This window comes from Paraburkholderia dipogonis, assembly GCF_042680985.1.
Classification (GTDB): domain Bacteria; phylum Pseudomonadota; class Gammaproteobacteria; order Burkholderiales; family Burkholderiaceae; genus Paraburkholderia; species Paraburkholderia phytofirmans.
Genome location: NZ_JBHUFR010000001.1, coordinates 254,641 through 271,710 on the forward strand (window position 1 = coordinate 254,641; position 17,070 = coordinate 271,710).

Genomic DNA, 17,070 nt, shown 5'->3' on the forward strand with positions numbered 1-17,070 from the left:
CGCGCTCACGACGCGTAGAAAACTCAAAAAGCGTCGCGCTTGCGCGGCGCTTTTTTCATTGTGTGCTCCGATTATCTTGTCTCTTTCCAACCGCAAAAAAGGGCTGCGCGCTGACGCGCCAGGAGTCCCGATGAACCTTCGACTCTCATCCCTTCGGGCTATGTTCAATCTTTCGGGTGCGAGCCGATTGACGGCCGCCGCCGTGTCCGCCGCGCTTGCGTGCGCTGGCATGGGCAGCGCGGCCGCCGCAACGGGCGATGCCGCGAGCGCACCGGACGCCGCCTCCGTTTCGTACGCGAACGGTGGTCAAGTGACGGTGCGGCCTGGGCAGTCGCTGAACGACGTGGCGATTGCCGTCACGCAGTCGCACGACAAGGCGACGCTCGCACGTGCCTCGCGCGCGTTGTTCGATGCGAACCCGAATGCCTTCATGAGCCACGACCCGAGCCGGTTGCGGCTGGGTGCGGTGTTGACGGTGCCGGTGCTAGACGCGTCGGGTGCGCTGGCGGCGTCGGCGGCGGGTGTCGCGGCTGCGCCTGCTTCGGCGCCCAATGCGGCATCTGCGACTAGCGCGGCGAGTGCCGTGGCGCAGGTCAACGCGGCCGCGGCAAGCGCTGCGACGCCAGCCGCCCCCGCTGTTTCGGCGATGGCCAGTGCGGCCACTGAGGCGAGCTCGGCGACACCGGGTAGCACGGCTTCGTCGGCGCCTATCGCGGGATCTCAGGCGGCGGCATTGCCGGCCAGCGGTACCCATGAGTGGACCGGTTCGATTCAGCCGTCGGCTAGCGAGGCTGAAGGCGCATCATCGGCTGGTGCCGGCACAACTCCGGCGACGACCGCCGCGCAGCCGGCATCGCAACCGCGTGCGCAGGTGTCGAGCTTGCAGCAATTGCTCGCGCTGAAAAATCGCGTGCTGATGGAGTTGCAGAAACACGGTATCGGCGGGACGCCTCCCGCTACGAACACGGCGTCGACCGGCGTCGCGCAGCCGGTGGTTGGCGTGTCATCGGCGGCGGCTGTGCCGAGTCATGGCGCTACGCCGGTGGCATCGACATCGAGTGATGCTGGCATGTCGCAGACGGAGTTGAGCGTGGCGGCGGCGATTGGCGCGGCGCTGGTTGCGCTGCTGGCGGCGCTGCGCATGGGCCGGCGTAAGCGCGAACGTCTGGCGGCGGAAGCTGCGTCGGCGGATGACGGTGAGGCAGCGTCCGCGCGGGCAACGGGGCCGCAGGACGTCGTGTCGACGCGCGAGCGGGTTTGGGCGCGCGGAGCGTCGGACGTCGGCGATGATTCGGCCGTTGGAAACGCGGCGGCACTGGCGGCTGCGGAGCGTGAAGCTGCGGAAGGCGACGCGGCGGCGCGTGAAATGGCGGAACGGGTCGCGGCGGAGCGCGACGCGGAGATTCGTCAGGCCGCTGCGCGGGAGGCGGCGGAAAAAGCAGCGGAGCAGGCAGCGGCAGAGCGTGCGGCAGCGGAGCAGGCTGCGGCTGAACACGCGGCGGCGGAACGCACGGCAGCAGAGCGGGCAGCGGCTGAACGCGCGGCGGCAGAACGTACGGCAGCAGAGCAGGCAGCGGCAGAACGCGCAGCGGCGGAACGCACGGCAGCAGAGCAGGCTGCGGCTGAACACGCAGCAGCGGAACGCACCGCAGCAGAGCAAGCAGAGGCAGAACACGCAGCGGCGGAGCGCACGGCAGCAGAGCAGGCCGAAGCCGAGCGCGCAGCAGCAGAACGCGCAACCGGGGAACGTGCAGCAGAAAATCAACCCGTTGCAGCCCACACACCCGTCCCCTCACCCGACCTCAACGCGCCCGACCACATCTCGCATACGCGCGACGCCGCGCCCGAATCCGTCGAACCTGCGCAATTGAATCCGAACGTCGCTCCGTCCGCTCAGGGCGGTTTGAGTCCGGAACCTTTCCCCGCGCCCCACCACGACGACTTCGACAGCGCAACCACGGCCGCAAGCCTTGCCGCCGCCGCGGAACTCGGCGCCGACGCCTTGCCGTTGGCGCCGCTCGAGCCCGTCGACGACGCCTTCCTGCACGAGGAACCCGCTCATCGTCTGCAATGGGACGATACGCCGGCCGCGCGGCTGGAGCCGTCGATCGAATCGCAGCGTCATCTGAACGTGCCGCCGCCGGTCGATCTCACGCAGCCGCACTCTATTTCGGAGTTCGGTCAGTCACACAGCGATGCAGCTTCGCCTGTCGAGCCGTTGCCGGACGAGGCGCAGCGGGCGCATAGCGAACCGGCACACGAGCCACTTCAACCGGTTCAAACGTTACCGTCCGATGCCTCGCCGACCCGCGAGCCAGAACCGCGAGCGCAACCGCAGTCCGCGCCCGCCGCCGTGCCGAGCGAATTCCCGCGCGACGCCGTCGATGCGTTCGGCAGCCTCGACATGCCGTTGCCGCCACGCGTCGAGTCGTCCGCCGATGCCTTGCCAGCGCCCGCCTCGCTGTCGAGCCAGCCGGTGGCGTCGCCGGAAACCACAGCACAACAGGCCGTGCCGCTGCCCCAACCGGACGACGAGACGCCACACATTGCCGACGAAATCACTGCGGGCACCGCAGGCCACGCGGCCGTCGCGGGCTTGGGCGCGGGGTTTGGCACGGGCCTGGGCGCGGCCGGCTTCGGCGCGTTAAAGCTCGATTTCGATCTCGAGTTGCCGCCGAGCCCGGCCCAGCCGCTGCCGGCGTTTACGCAGAACGATCTCAGCCGCATCGCCCGCAACAAGCTCGAATTGGCGGCCGAATATATCGAACTGGGCGACCTTTCCGGCGCGCGCACGCTCATCAACGAAGTGATCGAGACGAACGATCCGGGTACGCGCACCGAGGCCCGCGCGTTGCTCTCGACGCTCGCCCCTTTGTCGTGAAGCGTATTGCGCTAGGCGTCCAGTACGACGGTTCGGCATTCTGCGGCTGGCAATCGCAACCGCACCGCAACACCGTGCAGGACGAGCTCGAACGGGCGCTGCGCGAGTTCGCGCGGACGCCGGTGCAAACCGTCGTCGCGGGGCGCACGGATACGGGGGTGCATGGCCTTGGGCAGGTTGTGCACTTCGATACCGAACTGGATCGCGCCGACGTTTCCTGGGTTCGCGGCACCAATTCGTTCCTGCCGAAGACGATCTCGGTGCAGTGGGCCAAGCCGATGCCCGACGAGTTTCACGCGCGTTTCTCGGCGTTCGAGCGGACCTATTACTACGTGCTGTACGTCCATCCAGTGCGCTCGCCGATGCTGGCGACGCGGGCCGGCTGGGTGCATACGGCGCTCGACGTCGACGCAATGCAGAAGGCCGCCGCGCATCTGCTCGGCGAACACGACTTTTCGGCGTTCCGTTCTTCGCAATGCCAGGCGAAAACGCCGGTCAAGCACCTGTATCAGATCGATGTGAAGCAACAGGGCGACTTCGTCCATTTCCGTTTTCGGGCGAACGCGTTCCTTCACCACATGGTGCGCAACCTGATGGGCTGCCTGGTGTACATCGGCGGTGGCCGTCGCCCGGTCGAATGGATGGCCGAGGTGCTCGCGAGCCGCGATCGCGATTTCGCCGCGCCGACCTTCATGCCGGACGGTTTATATCTGGCGCAGGTGGGCTATCCTGAGCAATTCGCCGTGCCCGCGCCGCAAACGGGCAGCGTGCCGTGGAATACCGTATGGACCGAGCAAGCGCAAACATGAACTCAACCGAAAACCTCGCGAACGAATCCCACGAAGGCGCCCAGCAGCAGGCCGCGCCGCATCGCACGCGCATCAAGCTGTGCGGCCTGTCGAAGCCCGCAGACGTGTCCCGGGCCATCGACCTCGGCGCCGACGCAATCGGCCTCGTGTTCTACCCGCCGAGCCCGCGGTCGGTCAGCGTCGCGCAGGCGGTCGAACTGGTGCACGATGTGCCGCCGTTCGTCTCGGTGGTCGGCTTGTTCGTCAACGCGACGCCGGACTGGATTCGCGAGGTTGCGAGCAACGTCGGACTCACGCTGTTGCAGTTTCACGGCGATGAGACGCCCGAGCAGTGCGAATCGCTCGCGGGCGTTGCGGGTTTGCCTTGGTTGCGCGCGTTGCGCGTTGCGGCGGATACTCAGCCGGCCGATTTGGTAAAATCGGCTCTTAGCTATTCATCAGCCAGCGGCCTTCTGTTCGACACCCATGTCGAAGGGTACGGCGGCGGCGGGAAGGTCTTCGATTGGTCACTTATTCCAGCAGAGCTCGCGCGTCGGGCCGTTTTGAGTGGTGGGTTGAACGCGCAAAACGTCAGTGAAGCGATCCATCGCGTGCGCCCGTACGCGGTCGATGTCTCGAGCGGCATCGAAACGCCGGGCGCCAAGGGCGTGAAAGATCACGCCCGGATGGCGGCGTTCGTACGCGCGGTGCGCGCAGCGGACGCCGAATGATTGCGGCGCGGCGGTTGTCTCGCACGAGAGCCGCGCGCCACACTGAGAAGAGTGATCACCATGTATAACTTGCCTGACGAAAGAGGCCATTTCGGCCAATTTGGCGGCGTGTTCGTCGCTGAAACGCTGGTCCACGCACTCGACGAGTTGCGTGAGGCATACGACAAATATAAGCAAGACCCGGAATTCGTCGCGGAATACGAGCGCGAATTGAAGTATTTCGTCGGCCGTCCGTCGCCGATTTATCACGCTCAGCGCTGGAGCGAAATGCTCGGCGGCGCGCAGATGTTCCTCAAGCGCGAAGACCTGAATCACACCGGTGCACACAAGGTCAACAATGTGATCGGTCAGGCATTGCTTGCTAAACGCATGGGCAAACCGCGCGTGATCGCGGAAACCGGTGCTGGTCAGCACGGCGTGGCTACGGCAACCATTGCGGCGCGTTTCGGCATGGAATGCGTGGTCTACATGGGCTCCGAAGACGTGCGCCGCCAGGCCGCCAACGTGTATCGCATGAAGCTGCTCGGCGCGACAGTCGTGCCGGTCGAGTCGGGCTCGCGGACCTTGAAGGACGCGCTGAACGAAGCCATGCGCGACTGGGTCACCAACGTCGAAAACACGTTCTACATCATCGGCACCGTGGCGGGACCGCATCCTTACCCGATGATGGTGCGCGACTTCCAGCGCGTGATCGGCGACGAGTGCAAGGTGCAAATGCCTGAACTGGTCGGCCGTCAGCCGGACGCGGTGATTGCGTGTGTTGGCGGTGGTTCGAACGCAATGGGCATCTTTTATCCGTACATTGAAGACACTTCGGTGAAATTGATCGGCGTCGAAGCAGCCGGCGACGGCATTGAATCGGGCCGCCACGCCGCGTCGCTGATTGGCGGAAGCCCCGGTGTATTGCACGGCAACCGCACGTACCTGCTGCAGGACGAAAACGGCCAGATCATCGAGACGCATTCGGTGTCGGCGGGCTTGGATTATCCCGGTGTCGGCCCCGAGCACGCCTGGCTAAAAGACAGCAAACGCGCGGAATATGTCGGCATCACCGACGAAGAAGCACTCAAAGCATTCCACGATTGCTGCCGAATCGAAGGCATCATTCCGGCATTGGAATCCAGCCACGCGCTGGCCTATGCCGCGAAACTCGCGCCGACGCTGCCGAAGGACAAGTACCTTCTGGTCAATTTGTCGGGCCGCGGCGACAAGGACATGCATACGGTCGCTGAGCGATCGGGCATTCAGTTCTGAGCGCCGCGACGATGCGTGACGAGTTCGACGAGCCGCAGCCGGCAATTGAAACCACGCCGGCCGCCGATATCCCGGCGGCCGAGGCGCCTGCATCGCTGTTGCCGCAGGTGCCTGCCGGCATCCAACTGTTGAACCGCGATTTTCTGACCGATGTAGCGAACATCCCCGACGGATCGATCGATCTGATCGTATGCGATCCGCCTTATGGGCTTGGCAAGGATTATGGCAACGACTCCGACATGCGTACGGGCGAAGATTTTCTCGCCTGGACGCGTGGCTGGCTCGAACTGGCTATTCCCAAGCTCAAGCCGTCGGGTTCGCTCTACATTTTCTGCACCTGGCAGTACGCGCCGGAAATCTTCAGCTTCCTGAAGACAAAACTCACGATGATCAACGAAATCATCTGGGACCGGCGTGTGCCGAGCATGGGCGGAACGGTGCGCCGATTTACTTCGGTGCACGACAACATCGGCTTTTTCGCGGTGTCGAAGGATTATTTCTTCGATCTCGATCCCGTCCGTATCCCGTACGATGCCGCCACGAAGAAGGCGCGTTCGCGTAAATTGTTCGAAGGCAGTAAGTGGCTGGAGGTTGGCTATAATCCAAAGGATGTCTGGTCGGTATCGCGGCTGCATCGGCAACATGCCGAGCGCGTCGCGCACCCTACCCAGAAGCCTCTGGAAATTGTCGAGCGGATGGTGCTGGCAAGTTGTCCCAAGGGCGGGCGCGTGCTCGACCCTTTCATGGGCAGCGGCACCACCGCGGTCGCTTGCGCCCGTCAGCAGCGCGAATTTGTCGGCTATGAAATCAATGAAAGTTACTGCGCGATCGCGCGCGAACGCGTGAGCGCCGCTGCCAATCCGCCTGTTGCGCGTCGGGTCAAAGCCAAAACTCAACGGCAGACCGAAGTGCAATGAGCGAAGTGCAGCGAGCGACGTGCGATGAGCACGCTGCGCAGTGACCCAAATCCGAGAATATTCCATGTCCCGTATCAAGAACACGTTTGCTGCGCTGTCCGCCCAAGGTAAGAAAGGACTCATTCCGTTCATGACGGCCGGCGACCCGGACCCCGCGCGCACGGTCGAATTCATGCACGCGCTCGCCGCCGGCGGCGCCGATGTGATCGAACTCGGCGTGCCGTTTTCCGACCCGATGGCCGACGGCCCGGTGATCCAGCAGTCGTCGGAACGGGCGTTGGCGCATGGCGTGTCGCTGCGTCACGTGATCGCCGACGTCAAGCGCTTCCGCGAGACCAACGACACGACACCCGTCGTGCTGATGGGCTACGCCAATCCAATCGAACGCATGGGTACTGAAGCCTTTGCGAGAGCGGCGAAGGAAGCTGGCGTGGATGGCGTGCTGGTTGTCGATTATCCGCCGGAAGAGTGCGCTAACTTCGCTGAACAGATGCGATCTGCGGGCATCGATCCGATCTTCCTGCTGGCGCCCACGTCTACCGACGAGCGTATCGCCGAAGTCGGCAAAATCGCCAGCGGCTACGTCTATTATGTGTCGTTGAAAGGCGTGACTGGAGCGGCAAATCTGGACGTTTCCAGCATCGCGAGTAAAATCCCGGCCATCAAGTCGCGCGTCCCCCTGCCGGTGGGCGTCGGTTTCGGTATTCGCGACGCGCAAACCGCGCGTTCGGTGGCCGAAGTGTCCGATGCCGTCGTGATCGGCAGCCGTATTGTGCAATTGCTCGAACAGGCGGCACCCGAAGCCGCTGCCGAGACGCTGACGCGTTTCGTCGCCGAGGTGCGCGAGGCGCTGGATAGCGTCGCGACTGCCCGATAACAGTTATTTTTGTCTTCTGTAGTGTGAGCGGCGGGCTTGTCCCGCCGTTTGCGCGATCGTAGACTCGAGAAGGATTCACTATGAGCTGGCTCGACAAACTGCTGCCGCCGAAAATCAAACAAACCGACCCGAAGAACCGCAAGGGGATTCCGGAAGGGCTGTGGATCAAGTGCCCGTCGTGTGAAGCGGTGCTATACCGTAACGACGTCGAGGCCAATCTGCATGTTTGCCCGAAGTGCGACCATCACATGCGCATTGGCGCGCGTGAGCGGCTCGACGGTCTGCTCGATCCGGAAGGCCGCTACGAGATCGGCCAGGAAATCGTTCCGGTTGACGCGCTCAAGTTCAAAGACAGCCGCAAGTATCCCGACCGCCTGAAAGAGGCGATGGACGACACCGACGAAACCGACGCAATGGTCGTCATGGGCGGTGCAATCCACACGCTGCCGGTGGTGGTAGCCTGCTTCGAGTTCTCGTTCATGGGCGGCTCGATGGGTTCGGTGGTTGGCGAGCGCTTTGCGCGCGGCGCGCAGAACGCGCTCGAACAGAAAGTGCCGTTCATCTGCTTCACCGCTTCGGGCGGCGCGCGCATGCAGGAAAGCCTGTTGTCGCTGATGCAGATGGCCAAGACCACCGCCATGCTGACCAAGCTCGCCGAAGCGAAGCTGCCGTTCATCTCCGTGCTGACCGACCCGACCATGGGTGGCGTGTCGGCCAGTTTCGCGTTCCTCGGCGACGTGGTGATCGCGGAGCCTAAGGCGTTGATCGGTTTTGCCGGTCCGCGCGTGATCGAACAAACCGTGCGTGAGAAGCTGCCGGAAGGCTTCCAGCGCGCCGAGTTCCTGCTGACGAAGGGCGCGATCGACATGATCGTCGACCGTCGCAAGCTGCGTGAAGAGCTTGCTCAATTGATGGCGCTTTTGAGCCATCAGCCGGCTGACGCAGTCGCGTAAGCAGCGCCAGCGTGAACTGTCGCCACGCTTTTCGCGCGGCGGCCGTCAGAAGCAGTAAAAAATAGCGCGCCGCGTTGAGTGATCAAGCGGCGCGCTGTCATTTCCGGGATAATCACGGTCTCGCAACGCGGCTAAAGTTGCTGACGGCGGCCAGCGCAGGCACATGTGGTTTGCGCGCATAAAGCGGCGCCCGCCACTAAACTCCTGCCGCAGCCGCAGCCGCAGCCGCAGCCGCAGCCGCAGCCGCAGCCGCAGCCGCAGCGGCAGCCGCAGCCGCAGCCGCCCGCGTCGCTCCGCGCCCATTCGCAACACTGCCTAATCGATTTACTCGCGATTCGCCCGATGACCACATTCCCCACCCTCGACGCGTGGCTCACGCACCTAGAATCCGCGCATCCTGTCGGCATCGACATGGGGCTGGCCCGCATCAGCCAGGTGCGCGACGCGATGCAACTGTCGTTCGCGTGTCCGGTGATCACGGTAGGCGGCACGAACGGCAAGGGTTCCACTTGCGCGATTCTCGAATCCATTCTGCTGCGCGCCGGATTCACGGTCGGCTGCCATACGTCGCCGCATCTGCTGTCGTTCAATGAGCGCGCGCGGGTGAACGGCGCAATGGCCAGCGACGCGGAGCTGCTGCCGCACTTCGAAGCCGTCGAAGCCGCGCGTCTGAGCCTCGCCGAACCGGTCACGCTGACCTACTTCGAATTCACGACGCTGGCGATCATGAGCCTGTTCGCTTCGCGCGGACTGGACGCGGTGATTTTCGAAGTCGGTCTGGGCGGCCGTCTGGATGCGGTCAATATCGTCGATACGGATTGCGCGATCATCACCAGCATCGATATCGATCACACGGAATATCTCGGCGACACGCGCGAGAAAATCGGCTTCGAAAAAGCCGGCATTTTCCGTCCGGGCACGCCGGCGATCTGCGCGGACCCGGTTCCGCCGCAATCGCTGATCGATCACGCGGAAAAAATCGGCGCCGAGTTGTGGCTGTTCGGCCGGGATTTCCGCTATGAAGGCCAGGCCGGCAGCGAGCGCCAGCAATGGAGCTACGTCGGCCCGACCATGCGGCGTTCGGCGCTGGCCTATCCGGCGCTGCGCGGCGCAAACCAGTTGATCAACACGTCGGCGGCGCTGGCAGGGCTCGAAGCGCTGCGTGACCGTCTGCCGGTGTCGGCGCAGGACATTCGCCTCGGTCTTGCCAATGTGGAACTGCCGGGACGTTTCCAGGTGCTGCCGGGCAAGCCGGCTATCGTGCTGGACGTCGGCCACAATCCGCACGCGGCCGCCGTGCTGACGCAAAACCTGGGCAACATGGGTTTCTTCCCCTACACCTATGCGGTGTTCGGCGCGATGCGCGACAAGGACATTGCCGGCGTACTGGCGAACCTGAAAGGCGAAATCGATCACTGGTGCGTGACCGATTTGCCGACGCCGCGGGCGGCGTCGGCGGAAGAACTCGAAGCGGCCTTGCGCGAGCAGGGCGTGGAAGAGGCAGCCGACAGCAGCGTGACGCGCTACGCCACACCGGCAGAGGCTTTCCAAGACGCGCTAAAACGAGCGTCAGAGAATGATAGAATCGTGGTTTTCGGCAGTTTCTATACGGTAGCCGGCGTGATGGCCTACCGTAAATCGCAGCAACACTGAACGGGCGCCAGGCTCGAACCAAGCGATTCATGGGAATTTTCTCGTTCGGCAAGAAAGACGACGCGCCCACCCGGCGCGGCGCAAACACCAGTTCCACCCGGGCCGCCCGTGGCGAGCGCGTGGAGCGGCGAACCCGCCGCACGGAGCGCACCGTCGACGCCGATGCGATGCTGCTCGACCCTACGTTGCCGGAAAAGCAGCGTGCGCGTCGCCGCCTCGTCGGCGCGATCGCGATGGTCGTGGCGGCGGTCGTGATTCTGCCGATGGTGCTGGACTCGCACCCCAAGCCTGTCACAGACGACATCTCCATCGACATCCCAAGCCGTCCCGCGCCGAAGCTCGCCAAAGCGCAGGAAGACACGCAGGCCGGCGTAGCACCGGATAATCCCGCAACGCCAGACGCGGCACTCGCAGCATCCGGCCTTGCGCCGGCAACGGCAGCGAGGCAAGGCCAGTCCGGCGCTACGAAGCAATCGAGCGCGGAGACGACCGCGGTGGCGTCCGCCGCCAAGCCGGCAGCGAAGCCGCAAGCACCGTCCGTGGCGGCGAACACTACGCCATCGGCGCCCGCAGCGCCCGCCAAACCGGCGACGAAACCGCCGGTCACGCATAACGCCGCGACCGCACCGGCGCCGGCCGCTCAAGCCCCAAGCTCCGACGATACGACCACAGCCGCCAGCGCGGACGCGAACTCCGGCACGCCGGCTTCGCCGCCGGGCAGCCGTTTCGCCGTGCAGCTCGGCGCCTTCGCGAACGACGCCAACGCGCGCAATTGGGCGGCCAAGTTGAAAGCGGCGGGTGTGCCCGCATATACCGAACATCGAAAGCAGGCTGACGGCTCCACGCTCACGTTGCTGCGGGCCGGCCCATTCGCCGATCGCGCAGCGGCAAGCGCCGCCATCGCAAAGGTTCGCGAGGTCGGCTTGACGTCGGGCGCGAACAGCGGCACCGCACAGTAAGCGAGCGATGTTCACTGCCTTCGACTACGCTGTAATGGCGGTGATCGGTTTGTCGGCGCTGCGCGGTACATGGCGCGGGTTTTTGTCGGAGATATTTGGGCTGATCGGATGGATTGCGGCGTTTTTCATTGCTTGCCGCTTCGTCGGTTACGTCGTGCCGTATATCCCGTCCACCTGGCCGGGCGGCGCGTTGACCCAATGGCTGCTGGCCTTTGCGCTGGTGGTGATCGGTGTGGTGCTGGTGGCGAGCGTGCTGAACGCCCTTTTGAGCCGCATTGTGCAGGCAACCGGCTTGAGCGGTGTGGACCGCTCGCTCGGTTTGATGTTCGGCCTCGTGCGCGGGGTCATTCTGGTGCTGATTCTGGTCGCCCTCGCTGGCTTGACCGAACTGCCCCAACAGGAATTCTGGCGCAACGCCTTGCTTCGGCCCTATGCGGTCGAGGGCGTGCACGTAATGAAACCGCTGCTTCCCGAGACGCTGGCTGCTTACGTCCGAGTGTGACGATCAGGCGAGCGGAAAGGGAAACGCAGCAGGACACCGGCGCAAACCGGCTGCCTTTACGTTCGGTCGCGTAGCTTCGCGAACGTCCCGAAAGACGTCACTTCGGGACACCATCGCAGGCAGCGGCCGCCATGACGAATTTCGTACCTTTGAAGGACATGCCATGTGCGGCATCGTAGGCGTAGTTTCCCACTCTCCGGTCAATCAGCTGATCTATGACAGCTTGCTGCTCCTGCAGCACCGCGGTCAGGACGCCGCCGGCATCGCGACAGCGAACGGCAGCAACTTCCACATGCACAAGGCCAACGGCATGGTGCGCGACGTGTTCCGCACGCGCAACATGCGCAGCCTGCCCGGCACGACCGGTATCGGCCAGGTCCGTTACCCGACCGCTGGTTCCGCATCGAGCGAAGAAGAGGCCCAGCCGTTCTACGTGAACGCGCCGTTCGGCATCATCCTCGCGCACAACGGCAATCTGACCAACTGGCAGCAGCTGAAAGATGAGATGTTCCGCATCGATCGCCGCCACATCAATACCAATTCCGACACGGAAGTCATGCTCAACGTGCTCGCGCACGAATTGCAGCTGTCCAGTTCGGGCCTGCAACTCGATCCGGCTGCGCTGTTCAAGGCGGTGTCGGGCGTGCATCGCCGGGTGCGCGGGTCGTACGCGATCGTGTCGCTGATCGCCGGTTATGGCCTCTTGGGCTTCCGTGACCCGTTCGGCATCCGCCCGCTGTGCCTCGGCAAGCAGGAAACGGCGGAAGGCGTCGAGTGGATCCTGGCGTCGGAATCGGTCGCGATCGAAGGTATCGGCTTCGAGTTCGTGCGCGATATTGCGCCGGGCGAAGCGATTTTTATCGACATCGAAGGCAACCTGCATTCGCAGCAATGTGCCACGAACCCGAGCCTGAACCCGTGCATTTTCGAACTCGTGTATCTGGCGCGTCCGGACTCGGTGCTCGACGGCGTGCCCGTCTACAACGTGCGCCTGCGCATGGGCGACTACCTCGCCGAGAAGATCAAGCGCGAGCTGCCCGACGTTCCAATCGACGTCGTCATGCCGATTCCCGATTCGTCCCGTCCGGCTGCGATGCAGGTCGCGAAGAAGCTGGGCGTGGAATATCGCGAAGGCTTCTTCAAGAACCGTTACGTCGGCCGCACCTTCATCATGCCGGGCCAGGCTGTGCGCAAGAAGTCGGTGCGCCAGAAGCTGAACGCCATGGGAATCGAGTTCAAGGGCAAGAACGTGCTGATTGTCGACGACTCGATCGTTCGCGGCACTACGTCGCACGAAATCGTGCAGATGGCGCGCGATGCCGGCGCGAACAAGGTGATCTTCGCTTCGGCGGCGCCGCCGGTGAAATTCCCGAACGTCTACGGTATCGACATGCCGACGCGCGGTGAACTTGTCGCCCACGGCCGCTCGGACGACGAAGTCGCGCGCATGATCGGCGCGGACCACCTCGTCTATCAGGACGTCGACGCGTTGAAGCAAGCGGTGCGCGACATCAATCCGGCGCTGAAGGAATTCGAAGCGTCGTGTTTCGACGGCAACTACGTGACCGGTGACGTGACCACCGAGTACCTGGACCGCATCGAAACCGCGCGTCTCGCACCGTCCTCGCAATCGGACCGCGACGCCGCGAGCGATGCGATCGACGGCGGCGCGCCGGCCCGTTCGCAACTGCATTTGCAACTGTCGGTGGGTTGAGCGCGGTTCGAGCATGCTCCCGGCAAGGCACGCTGCACGCCGCGCCGCGAGCGTGTTAGCATGACGGCTTGCGTCGATTTGAACTCAGCTTGCGGACGCGGGGCAACCCGAAACAGCTAAAGCGAATGGTGGAAGAGCCGCATTCATCTACCTCCGCTCCAGCTTTCCCCGCACATGAAGCCCGCTTATGCCGACGCAAAAGCGGGCTTTTTTGTTGCTGCCGTTCGGCATCACGCGCTCACCTCGCACGTGAGCCGCAGAGGCCGAACGCAGCCATGGAACATTGGAAACCAGAACCAACATGGACGACTCCCTGAACTTCGACACGCTGGCAGTCCGCTCGGGCACGGTGCGCAGCGACTTCAACGAACATTCGGAAGCGATTTTCCTGACCTCGAGCTTCGTGTTCGAGAGCGCCGCGGACGCGGCCGAAAAATTCAAGAATTCCGAAGACAACTACACCTACTCGCGCTTCACGAACCCGACCGTCTCGATGTTCCAGGATCGTCTGGCCGCGCTCGAAGGCGGCGAAGCCTGCATGGCGACGGCGTCGGGCATGGCCGCGATCATGTCGGTGGTGATGTCGGCATTGCAGGCGGGCGACCATCTGGTCAGCTCGCAGGCGCTGTTCGGTTCGACGCTCGGCATGTTCTCGCAGATCTTCAGCAAGTTCGGCATCACGACCACGTTTGTCGATCCGACCGATCTGGCCGCGTGGAAAAACGCCGTGCGCCCGGAGACGAAGATGTTCTTCCTCGAAACGCCGTCGAATCCGCTGACCGAAGTCGCCGATATTGAAGCGATCAGCAAGATCGCCAAGGCGTCCAACGCACTGTTCGTGGTCGACAACTGCTTCTGCAGCCCGGCCTTGCAGCAGCCGTTGAAGCTCGGCGCGGACGTCGTGATGCACTCGGCCACCAAGTTCCTCGACGGCCAGGGGCGCGTGCTCGGCGGCGCGCTGGTCGGCTCGAAGCAGTTCATCATGGAAAAGGTGTTCCCGTTCGTTCGCAGCGCTGGGCCGACGCTGTCCGCGTTCAACGCATGGGTGCTGCTTAAGGGTATGGAAACGCTGTCGCTGCGCGTCGAAAAGCAGTCGGCGAATGCGCTCGAAATCGCGCGCTGGCTAGAAGCGCATCCGGCCGTGAATCGCGTGTTCTATCCGGGGCTTGAATCGCATCCGCAGCACGCGCTGGCCATGCGTCAGCAGAAGGCGGGCGGCGCGATCCTCTCGTTCGAACTGAAGGGCGACACGCCGGAGCAGATGCGCGCGAATGCATGGCGCGTGATCGACAACACGAAGATCTGCTCGATCACCGGCAACCTCGGCGATACGCGTACCACCATCACGCATCCGGCTACGACCACGCATGGTCGCGTGACGCCGGAAGCGCGCGCGGCGGCGGGCATTAGCGAAGGCTTGATCCGTCTTGCCGTCGGTCTGGAAAACGCCGGCGATATTCGCAGCGATCTGGAGCGCGGTCTGGCGGGTTGAGCGAAGAAGGTTCGAGCGAGGGCTCGAACGAATGGGTGAAGCAGGACACGCGAGCCGTTCCGTTCAGGTGGCTCGCGCAATGAAACTACAGTACATAGAGCAACGCGTGGCGACTCACTGCAATGAATCCCAGCGCGTTGAAAGCTCAGTGGCGCAACGCGCGCCACTGACCGGGCGCCAGCCCGAAACGCCGCGTGAACGCGTGTGTGTACGCGCTTTGATCGCCGAAGCCGATATCCAACGCGATATCGGTCAGCGAACGGCGCGGATCGGCTAGCAGCGCGAGCGACGTATCGAGCCGCAGCCGCTGCAAATAGCGATGCGGCGTTTCACCGAAGGCCTCGATAAAAAGCTGATGAAAGCGCCGCATGCCGAAGCCGCAGTGCGCGGCCAGGTCGGCGATCCGCAAAGGCTCCGACAAATGCGCGCGCAACCAGCGGTCGATACGCGCAAAGTCGAGACCCGCGCCCGCACCCGCGCCGGCTGCCGGTGCGCCGACCGTGATGCCCGCGTCGGCCACCAACGCAGCGCCGAGACGCGCGGCTGCGTCCCAATGAAAACGCCGTGAATCAAGATCGTCGCCGAGAGCGCCGCCGGTGGCGTGCGCCGCGATGCGATGCACGAGTTGCGCAAGCGAGCCCTCCACGCAGACGGCCCGCGCGCGGTCGAACAAGCGTTCCGGCACGGCCAGCGATGCGGCCGGCAAGTCCAGCACCAGCTGCCGGTTCTCGCCGACGCCCGCGTAATCGTGCCGCGCGCCCGCCGGGATGAGCCAGGCGGAGCCGGCGTCGATGCGTTGCGCGATGCCGTCCACCGCCATCACCATCGCGCCGTCGAGCCCGAGCACGACCTGGTGAAAGTCGTGCACGTCCGACGCTTCGATCGTGCCGTAGCGGCGCAGCGAAACGCTAGGAGCGGTAACGGCGGCGTGGCTCATCGACGGTGCGCGATGACAGGACGGCGAAAAACTTAGACGCCGAGCAATTCGACTTCGAACACGAGCGTTGCGTTCGGCGGAATCACGCCGCCCGCGCCGCGCACGCCGTAGCCGAGTTGCGGCGGAATGGTCAGCTTGCGCGTGCCGCCGACCTTCATGCCCTGCACGCCTTCGTCCCAGCCCTTGATGACCATGCCGCCGCCCAGCACGAATGCGAACGGGTCATTGCGGTCTTTGCTCGAGTCGAACTTCTGGCCATCGGTCAGCCAGCCGGTGTAATGCACGCTGACGGTCTTGCCGGCCACTGCTTCGGCGCCGGTGCCTTCAACGATGTCTTCGTACTTCAAGCCGGATTCGGTAGTCACAGTCGACATATGTCGCTCCTCAGGTCAAACAAGTAAAAACCGACATTGTAGGCGTGTTGGCGCCGCATGCCGAGGGTTGCCGCGTGGCACACGGATTGCGTGCCAGTTGGCCGTCCGGCCAGGCTGGTCGCGCCGGACGGCATGCCTATAATGGGGCTTCTTTCAATCATCGTGAACTGCCTGAGAGGGCTCGATCGTGACAACGTCTTCAACCGGAATTGCCGGCGAAAAGCCAGTCCCTTCCGGCTTCGCTGTATCCGAACGCACCGCGCATCTGCGCGCGGAAACCGCGCTGTTCATGCGTGACCATGTGCTGTCGCTGGTGTCGCATGATCTGCGTGGTCCGTTGAATGCCATTCACAGCTGGGCGTACGTGCTGGAGCGCAAGCTCGACGCGAGCGACCCCAACTCGCAGCGCGCCGTTATCGGCATTCGCAATGGCGTGGACCAGCAGGTCAAGTTGCTCGAGACGATCGTCGACGCCACGCGCGCCGAAACCAAATCGCTGGCGCTGAACTATGCGTCATTCCCTCTGCATCCCCTACTCGATGAAACCGTGGAAGAAGTCCGCTCGGGCCTCGCTCGCACGCGCGGCGTGGAAGTCACGCTCGACTCGCAACTCGCCACCGAGCAACTCAGCGGCGACCGCGAGCGCCTCGCTGCGGCGCTATGGCTGATGCTGACGTTCGCAGTCGAAACGAGCCCGGAAGGCACCGCGGTCGTTCTGTCCACGAAGGCCGACACGAGCGCATGGCACGCCAGTCTCGCCTACGACACGAGCAGCACTACGTTGCAGGACCCCGCCTTGCCCCATGTGCTCGAAGCGTTTGCCCGCAAGCAGGCCTGCGAGCCGCGCGAAGCGAAACGGATCGCGTGGGTGCTGGCGTTGTGCAAGCGCGTCGCGGAAGCGCACGGCGGCAGTTTCGAGCAAGGCGAAGCAACCGGCGGCGACGCAGCCGGCAGCAGCATGGCCACGCTCGCGCTACGCATCCCATTGAGCGCAACTGCGGCAAAGTGAACGGTCCGGCTCAGCCACTTCGTTTGCGC

Annotated in this window: 15 protein-coding genes; 13 read left to right on the forward strand and 2 right to left on the reverse strand. The window is 64.1% G+C overall.

The window, feature by feature from the left end; genetic code table 11:
* The first annotated feature begins 130 nt into the window (after nt 1–130).
* The 12 genes from ACFSNN_RS01045 (at nt 131) to ACFSNN_RS01100 (ending at nt 14,721) form a co-directional block, all read left to right on the forward strand.
* Nucleotides 131–2,881: a FimV C-terminal domain-containing protein gene (locus tag ACFSNN_RS01045; protein ID WP_134461869.1), complete on the forward strand. Its 2,751-nt coding sequence runs from the start codon at nt 131–133 to the stop codon at nt 2,879–2,881.
* Complete coding sequence (gene truA / locus ACFSNN_RS01050; RefSeq protein ID WP_134461872.1) at nt 2,878–3,690, forward strand: tRNA pseudouridine(38-40) synthase TruA; 813 nt, start codon at nt 2,878–2,880, stop codon at nt 3,688–3,690. Before ACFSNN_RS01045 ends, truA begins: the two co-directional genes overlap by 4 nt.
* A complete protein-coding gene (locus ACFSNN_RS01055; RefSeq protein ID WP_134461875.1) occupies nt 3,687–4,400 on the forward strand; it encodes a phosphoribosylanthranilate isomerase in 714 nt (237 codons plus the stop codon). The genes truA and ACFSNN_RS01055 overlap by 4 nt, the downstream gene beginning before the upstream one ends.
* 60 nt (nt 4,401–4,460) lie before the next feature.
* Entirely contained in the window at nt 4,461–5,654 is a 1,194-nt protein-coding gene (gene trpB, locus ACFSNN_RS01060) for a tryptophan synthase subunit beta (RefSeq protein WP_134461878.1), read from the forward strand.
* 11 nt (nt 5,655–5,665) lie between these two features.
* Nucleotides 5,666–6,571 (forward strand): DNA-methyltransferase, encoded by a 906-nt coding sequence (locus ACFSNN_RS01065; RefSeq protein WP_134461881.1) that lies wholly within the window; start codon nt 5,666–5,668, stop codon nt 6,569–6,571.
* A gap of 64 nt (nt 6,572–6,635) precedes the next feature.
* Nucleotides 6,636–7,448, forward strand: a complete 813-nt coding sequence (trpA, locus tag ACFSNN_RS01070) for a tryptophan synthase subunit alpha (RefSeq protein WP_134461884.1) — start codon at nt 6,636–6,638, stop codon at nt 7,446–7,448.
* Between the two features lie 80 nt (nt 7,449–7,528).
* Entirely contained in the window at nt 7,529–8,401 is an 873-nt protein-coding gene (accD, locus tag ACFSNN_RS01075) for an acetyl-CoA carboxylase, carboxyltransferase subunit beta (protein ID WP_012428630.1), read from the forward strand.
* A gap of 342 nt (nt 8,402–8,743) precedes the next feature.
* Complete coding sequence (gene folC / locus ACFSNN_RS01080; protein WP_134461887.1) at nt 8,744–10,054, forward strand: bifunctional tetrahydrofolate synthase/dihydrofolate synthase; 1,311 nt, start codon at nt 8,744–8,746, stop codon at nt 10,052–10,054.
* A gap of 29 nt (nt 10,055–10,083) precedes the next feature.
* On the forward strand, nt 10,084–11,013 hold the full coding sequence (locus ACFSNN_RS01085) for an SPOR domain-containing protein (protein WP_134461890.1): 930 nt from the start codon (nt 10,084–10,086) through the stop codon (nt 11,011–11,013).
* A 7-nt stretch (nt 11,014–11,020) separates the two neighbouring features.
* Nucleotides 11,021–11,515, forward strand: coding sequence for a CvpA family protein (locus ACFSNN_RS01090; protein WP_134461893.1), 495 nt, complete (start codon nt 11,021–11,023; stop codon nt 11,513–11,515).
* 163 nt (nt 11,516–11,678) lie between these two features.
* The gene (purF, locus tag ACFSNN_RS01095; RefSeq protein WP_134461896.1) at nt 11,679–13,229 is read left to right on the forward strand and encodes an amidophosphoribosyltransferase; all 1,551 of its coding nucleotides are present in this window, start codon (nt 11,679–11,681) and stop codon (nt 13,227–13,229) included.
* A gap of 301 nt (nt 13,230–13,530) precedes the next feature.
* Complete coding sequence (locus ACFSNN_RS01100) at nt 13,531–14,721, forward strand: O-succinylhomoserine sulfhydrylase (RefSeq protein ID WP_134461898.1); 1,191 nt, start codon at nt 13,531–13,533, stop codon at nt 14,719–14,721.
* A 145-nt stretch (nt 14,722–14,866) separates the two neighbouring features.
* Here ACFSNN_RS01100 and ACFSNN_RS01105 read toward each other — a convergent pair whose 3' ends face one another.
* Both ACFSNN_RS01105 and ACFSNN_RS01110 read right to left on the reverse strand, forming a co-directional pair.
* Nucleotides 14,867–15,658: an AraC family transcriptional regulator gene (locus tag ACFSNN_RS01105; protein WP_134461901.1), complete on the reverse strand. Its 792-nt coding sequence runs from the start codon at nt 15,656–15,658 to the stop codon at nt 14,867–14,869.
* Nucleotides 15,659–15,690: 32 nt separating this feature from the next.
* Nucleotides 15,691–16,032 (reverse strand): FKBP-type peptidyl-prolyl cis-trans isomerase, encoded by a 342-nt coding sequence (locus ACFSNN_RS01110; RefSeq protein WP_027803023.1) that lies wholly within the window; start codon nt 16,030–16,032, stop codon nt 15,691–15,693.
* A gap of 187 nt (nt 16,033–16,219) precedes the next feature.
* Between ACFSNN_RS01110 and ACFSNN_RS01115 the strand changes: the two genes are divergently transcribed.
* Complete coding sequence (locus tag ACFSNN_RS01115) at nt 16,220–17,041, forward strand: sensor histidine kinase (RefSeq protein WP_134461904.1); 822 nt, start codon at nt 16,220–16,222, stop codon at nt 17,039–17,041.
* The last annotated feature ends 29 nt before the right edge of the window (nt 17,042–17,070 follow it).

Coding starts and splice junctions, on each gene's coding strand:
- ACFSNN_RS01045 (WP_134461869.1), top strand. CDS start 131: ATGAACCTTCGACTCTCATCCCTTCGGGCTATGTTCAATCTTTCGGGT.
- ACFSNN_RS01055 (WP_134461875.1), top strand. CDS start 3,687: ATGAACTCAACCGAAAACCTCGCGAACGAATCCCACGAAGGCGCCCAG.
- trpB (WP_134461878.1), top strand. CDS start 4,461: ATGTATAACTTGCCTGACGAAAGAGGCCATTTCGGCCAATTTGGCGGC.
- ACFSNN_RS01065 (WP_134461881.1), top strand. CDS start 5,666: ATGCGTGACGAGTTCGACGAGCCGCAGCCGGCAATTGAAACCACGCCG.
- trpA (WP_134461884.1), top strand. CDS start 6,636: ATGTCCCGTATCAAGAACACGTTTGCTGCGCTGTCCGCCCAAGGTAAG.
- accD (WP_012428630.1), top strand. CDS start 7,529: ATGAGCTGGCTCGACAAACTGCTGCCGCCGAAAATCAAACAAACCGAC.
- folC (WP_134461887.1), top strand. CDS start 8,744: ATGACCACATTCCCCACCCTCGACGCGTGGCTCACGCACCTAGAATCC.
- ACFSNN_RS01085 (WP_134461890.1), top strand. CDS start 10,084: ATGGGAATTTTCTCGTTCGGCAAGAAAGACGACGCGCCCACCCGGCGC.
- ACFSNN_RS01090 (WP_134461893.1), top strand. CDS start 11,021: ATGTTCACTGCCTTCGACTACGCTGTAATGGCGGTGATCGGTTTGTCG.
- purF (WP_134461896.1), top strand. CDS start 11,679: ATGTGCGGCATCGTAGGCGTAGTTTCCCACTCTCCGGTCAATCAGCTG.
- ACFSNN_RS01100 (WP_134461898.1), top strand. CDS start 13,531: ATGGACGACTCCCTGAACTTCGACACGCTGGCAGTCCGCTCGGGCACG.
- ACFSNN_RS01105 (WP_134461901.1), bottom strand. CDS start 15,658: ATGAGCCACGCCGCCGTTACCGCTCCTAGCGTTTCGCTGCGCCGCTAC.
- ACFSNN_RS01110 (WP_027803023.1), bottom strand. CDS start 16,032: ATGTCGACTGTGACTACCGAATCCGGCTTGAAGTACGAAGACATCGTT.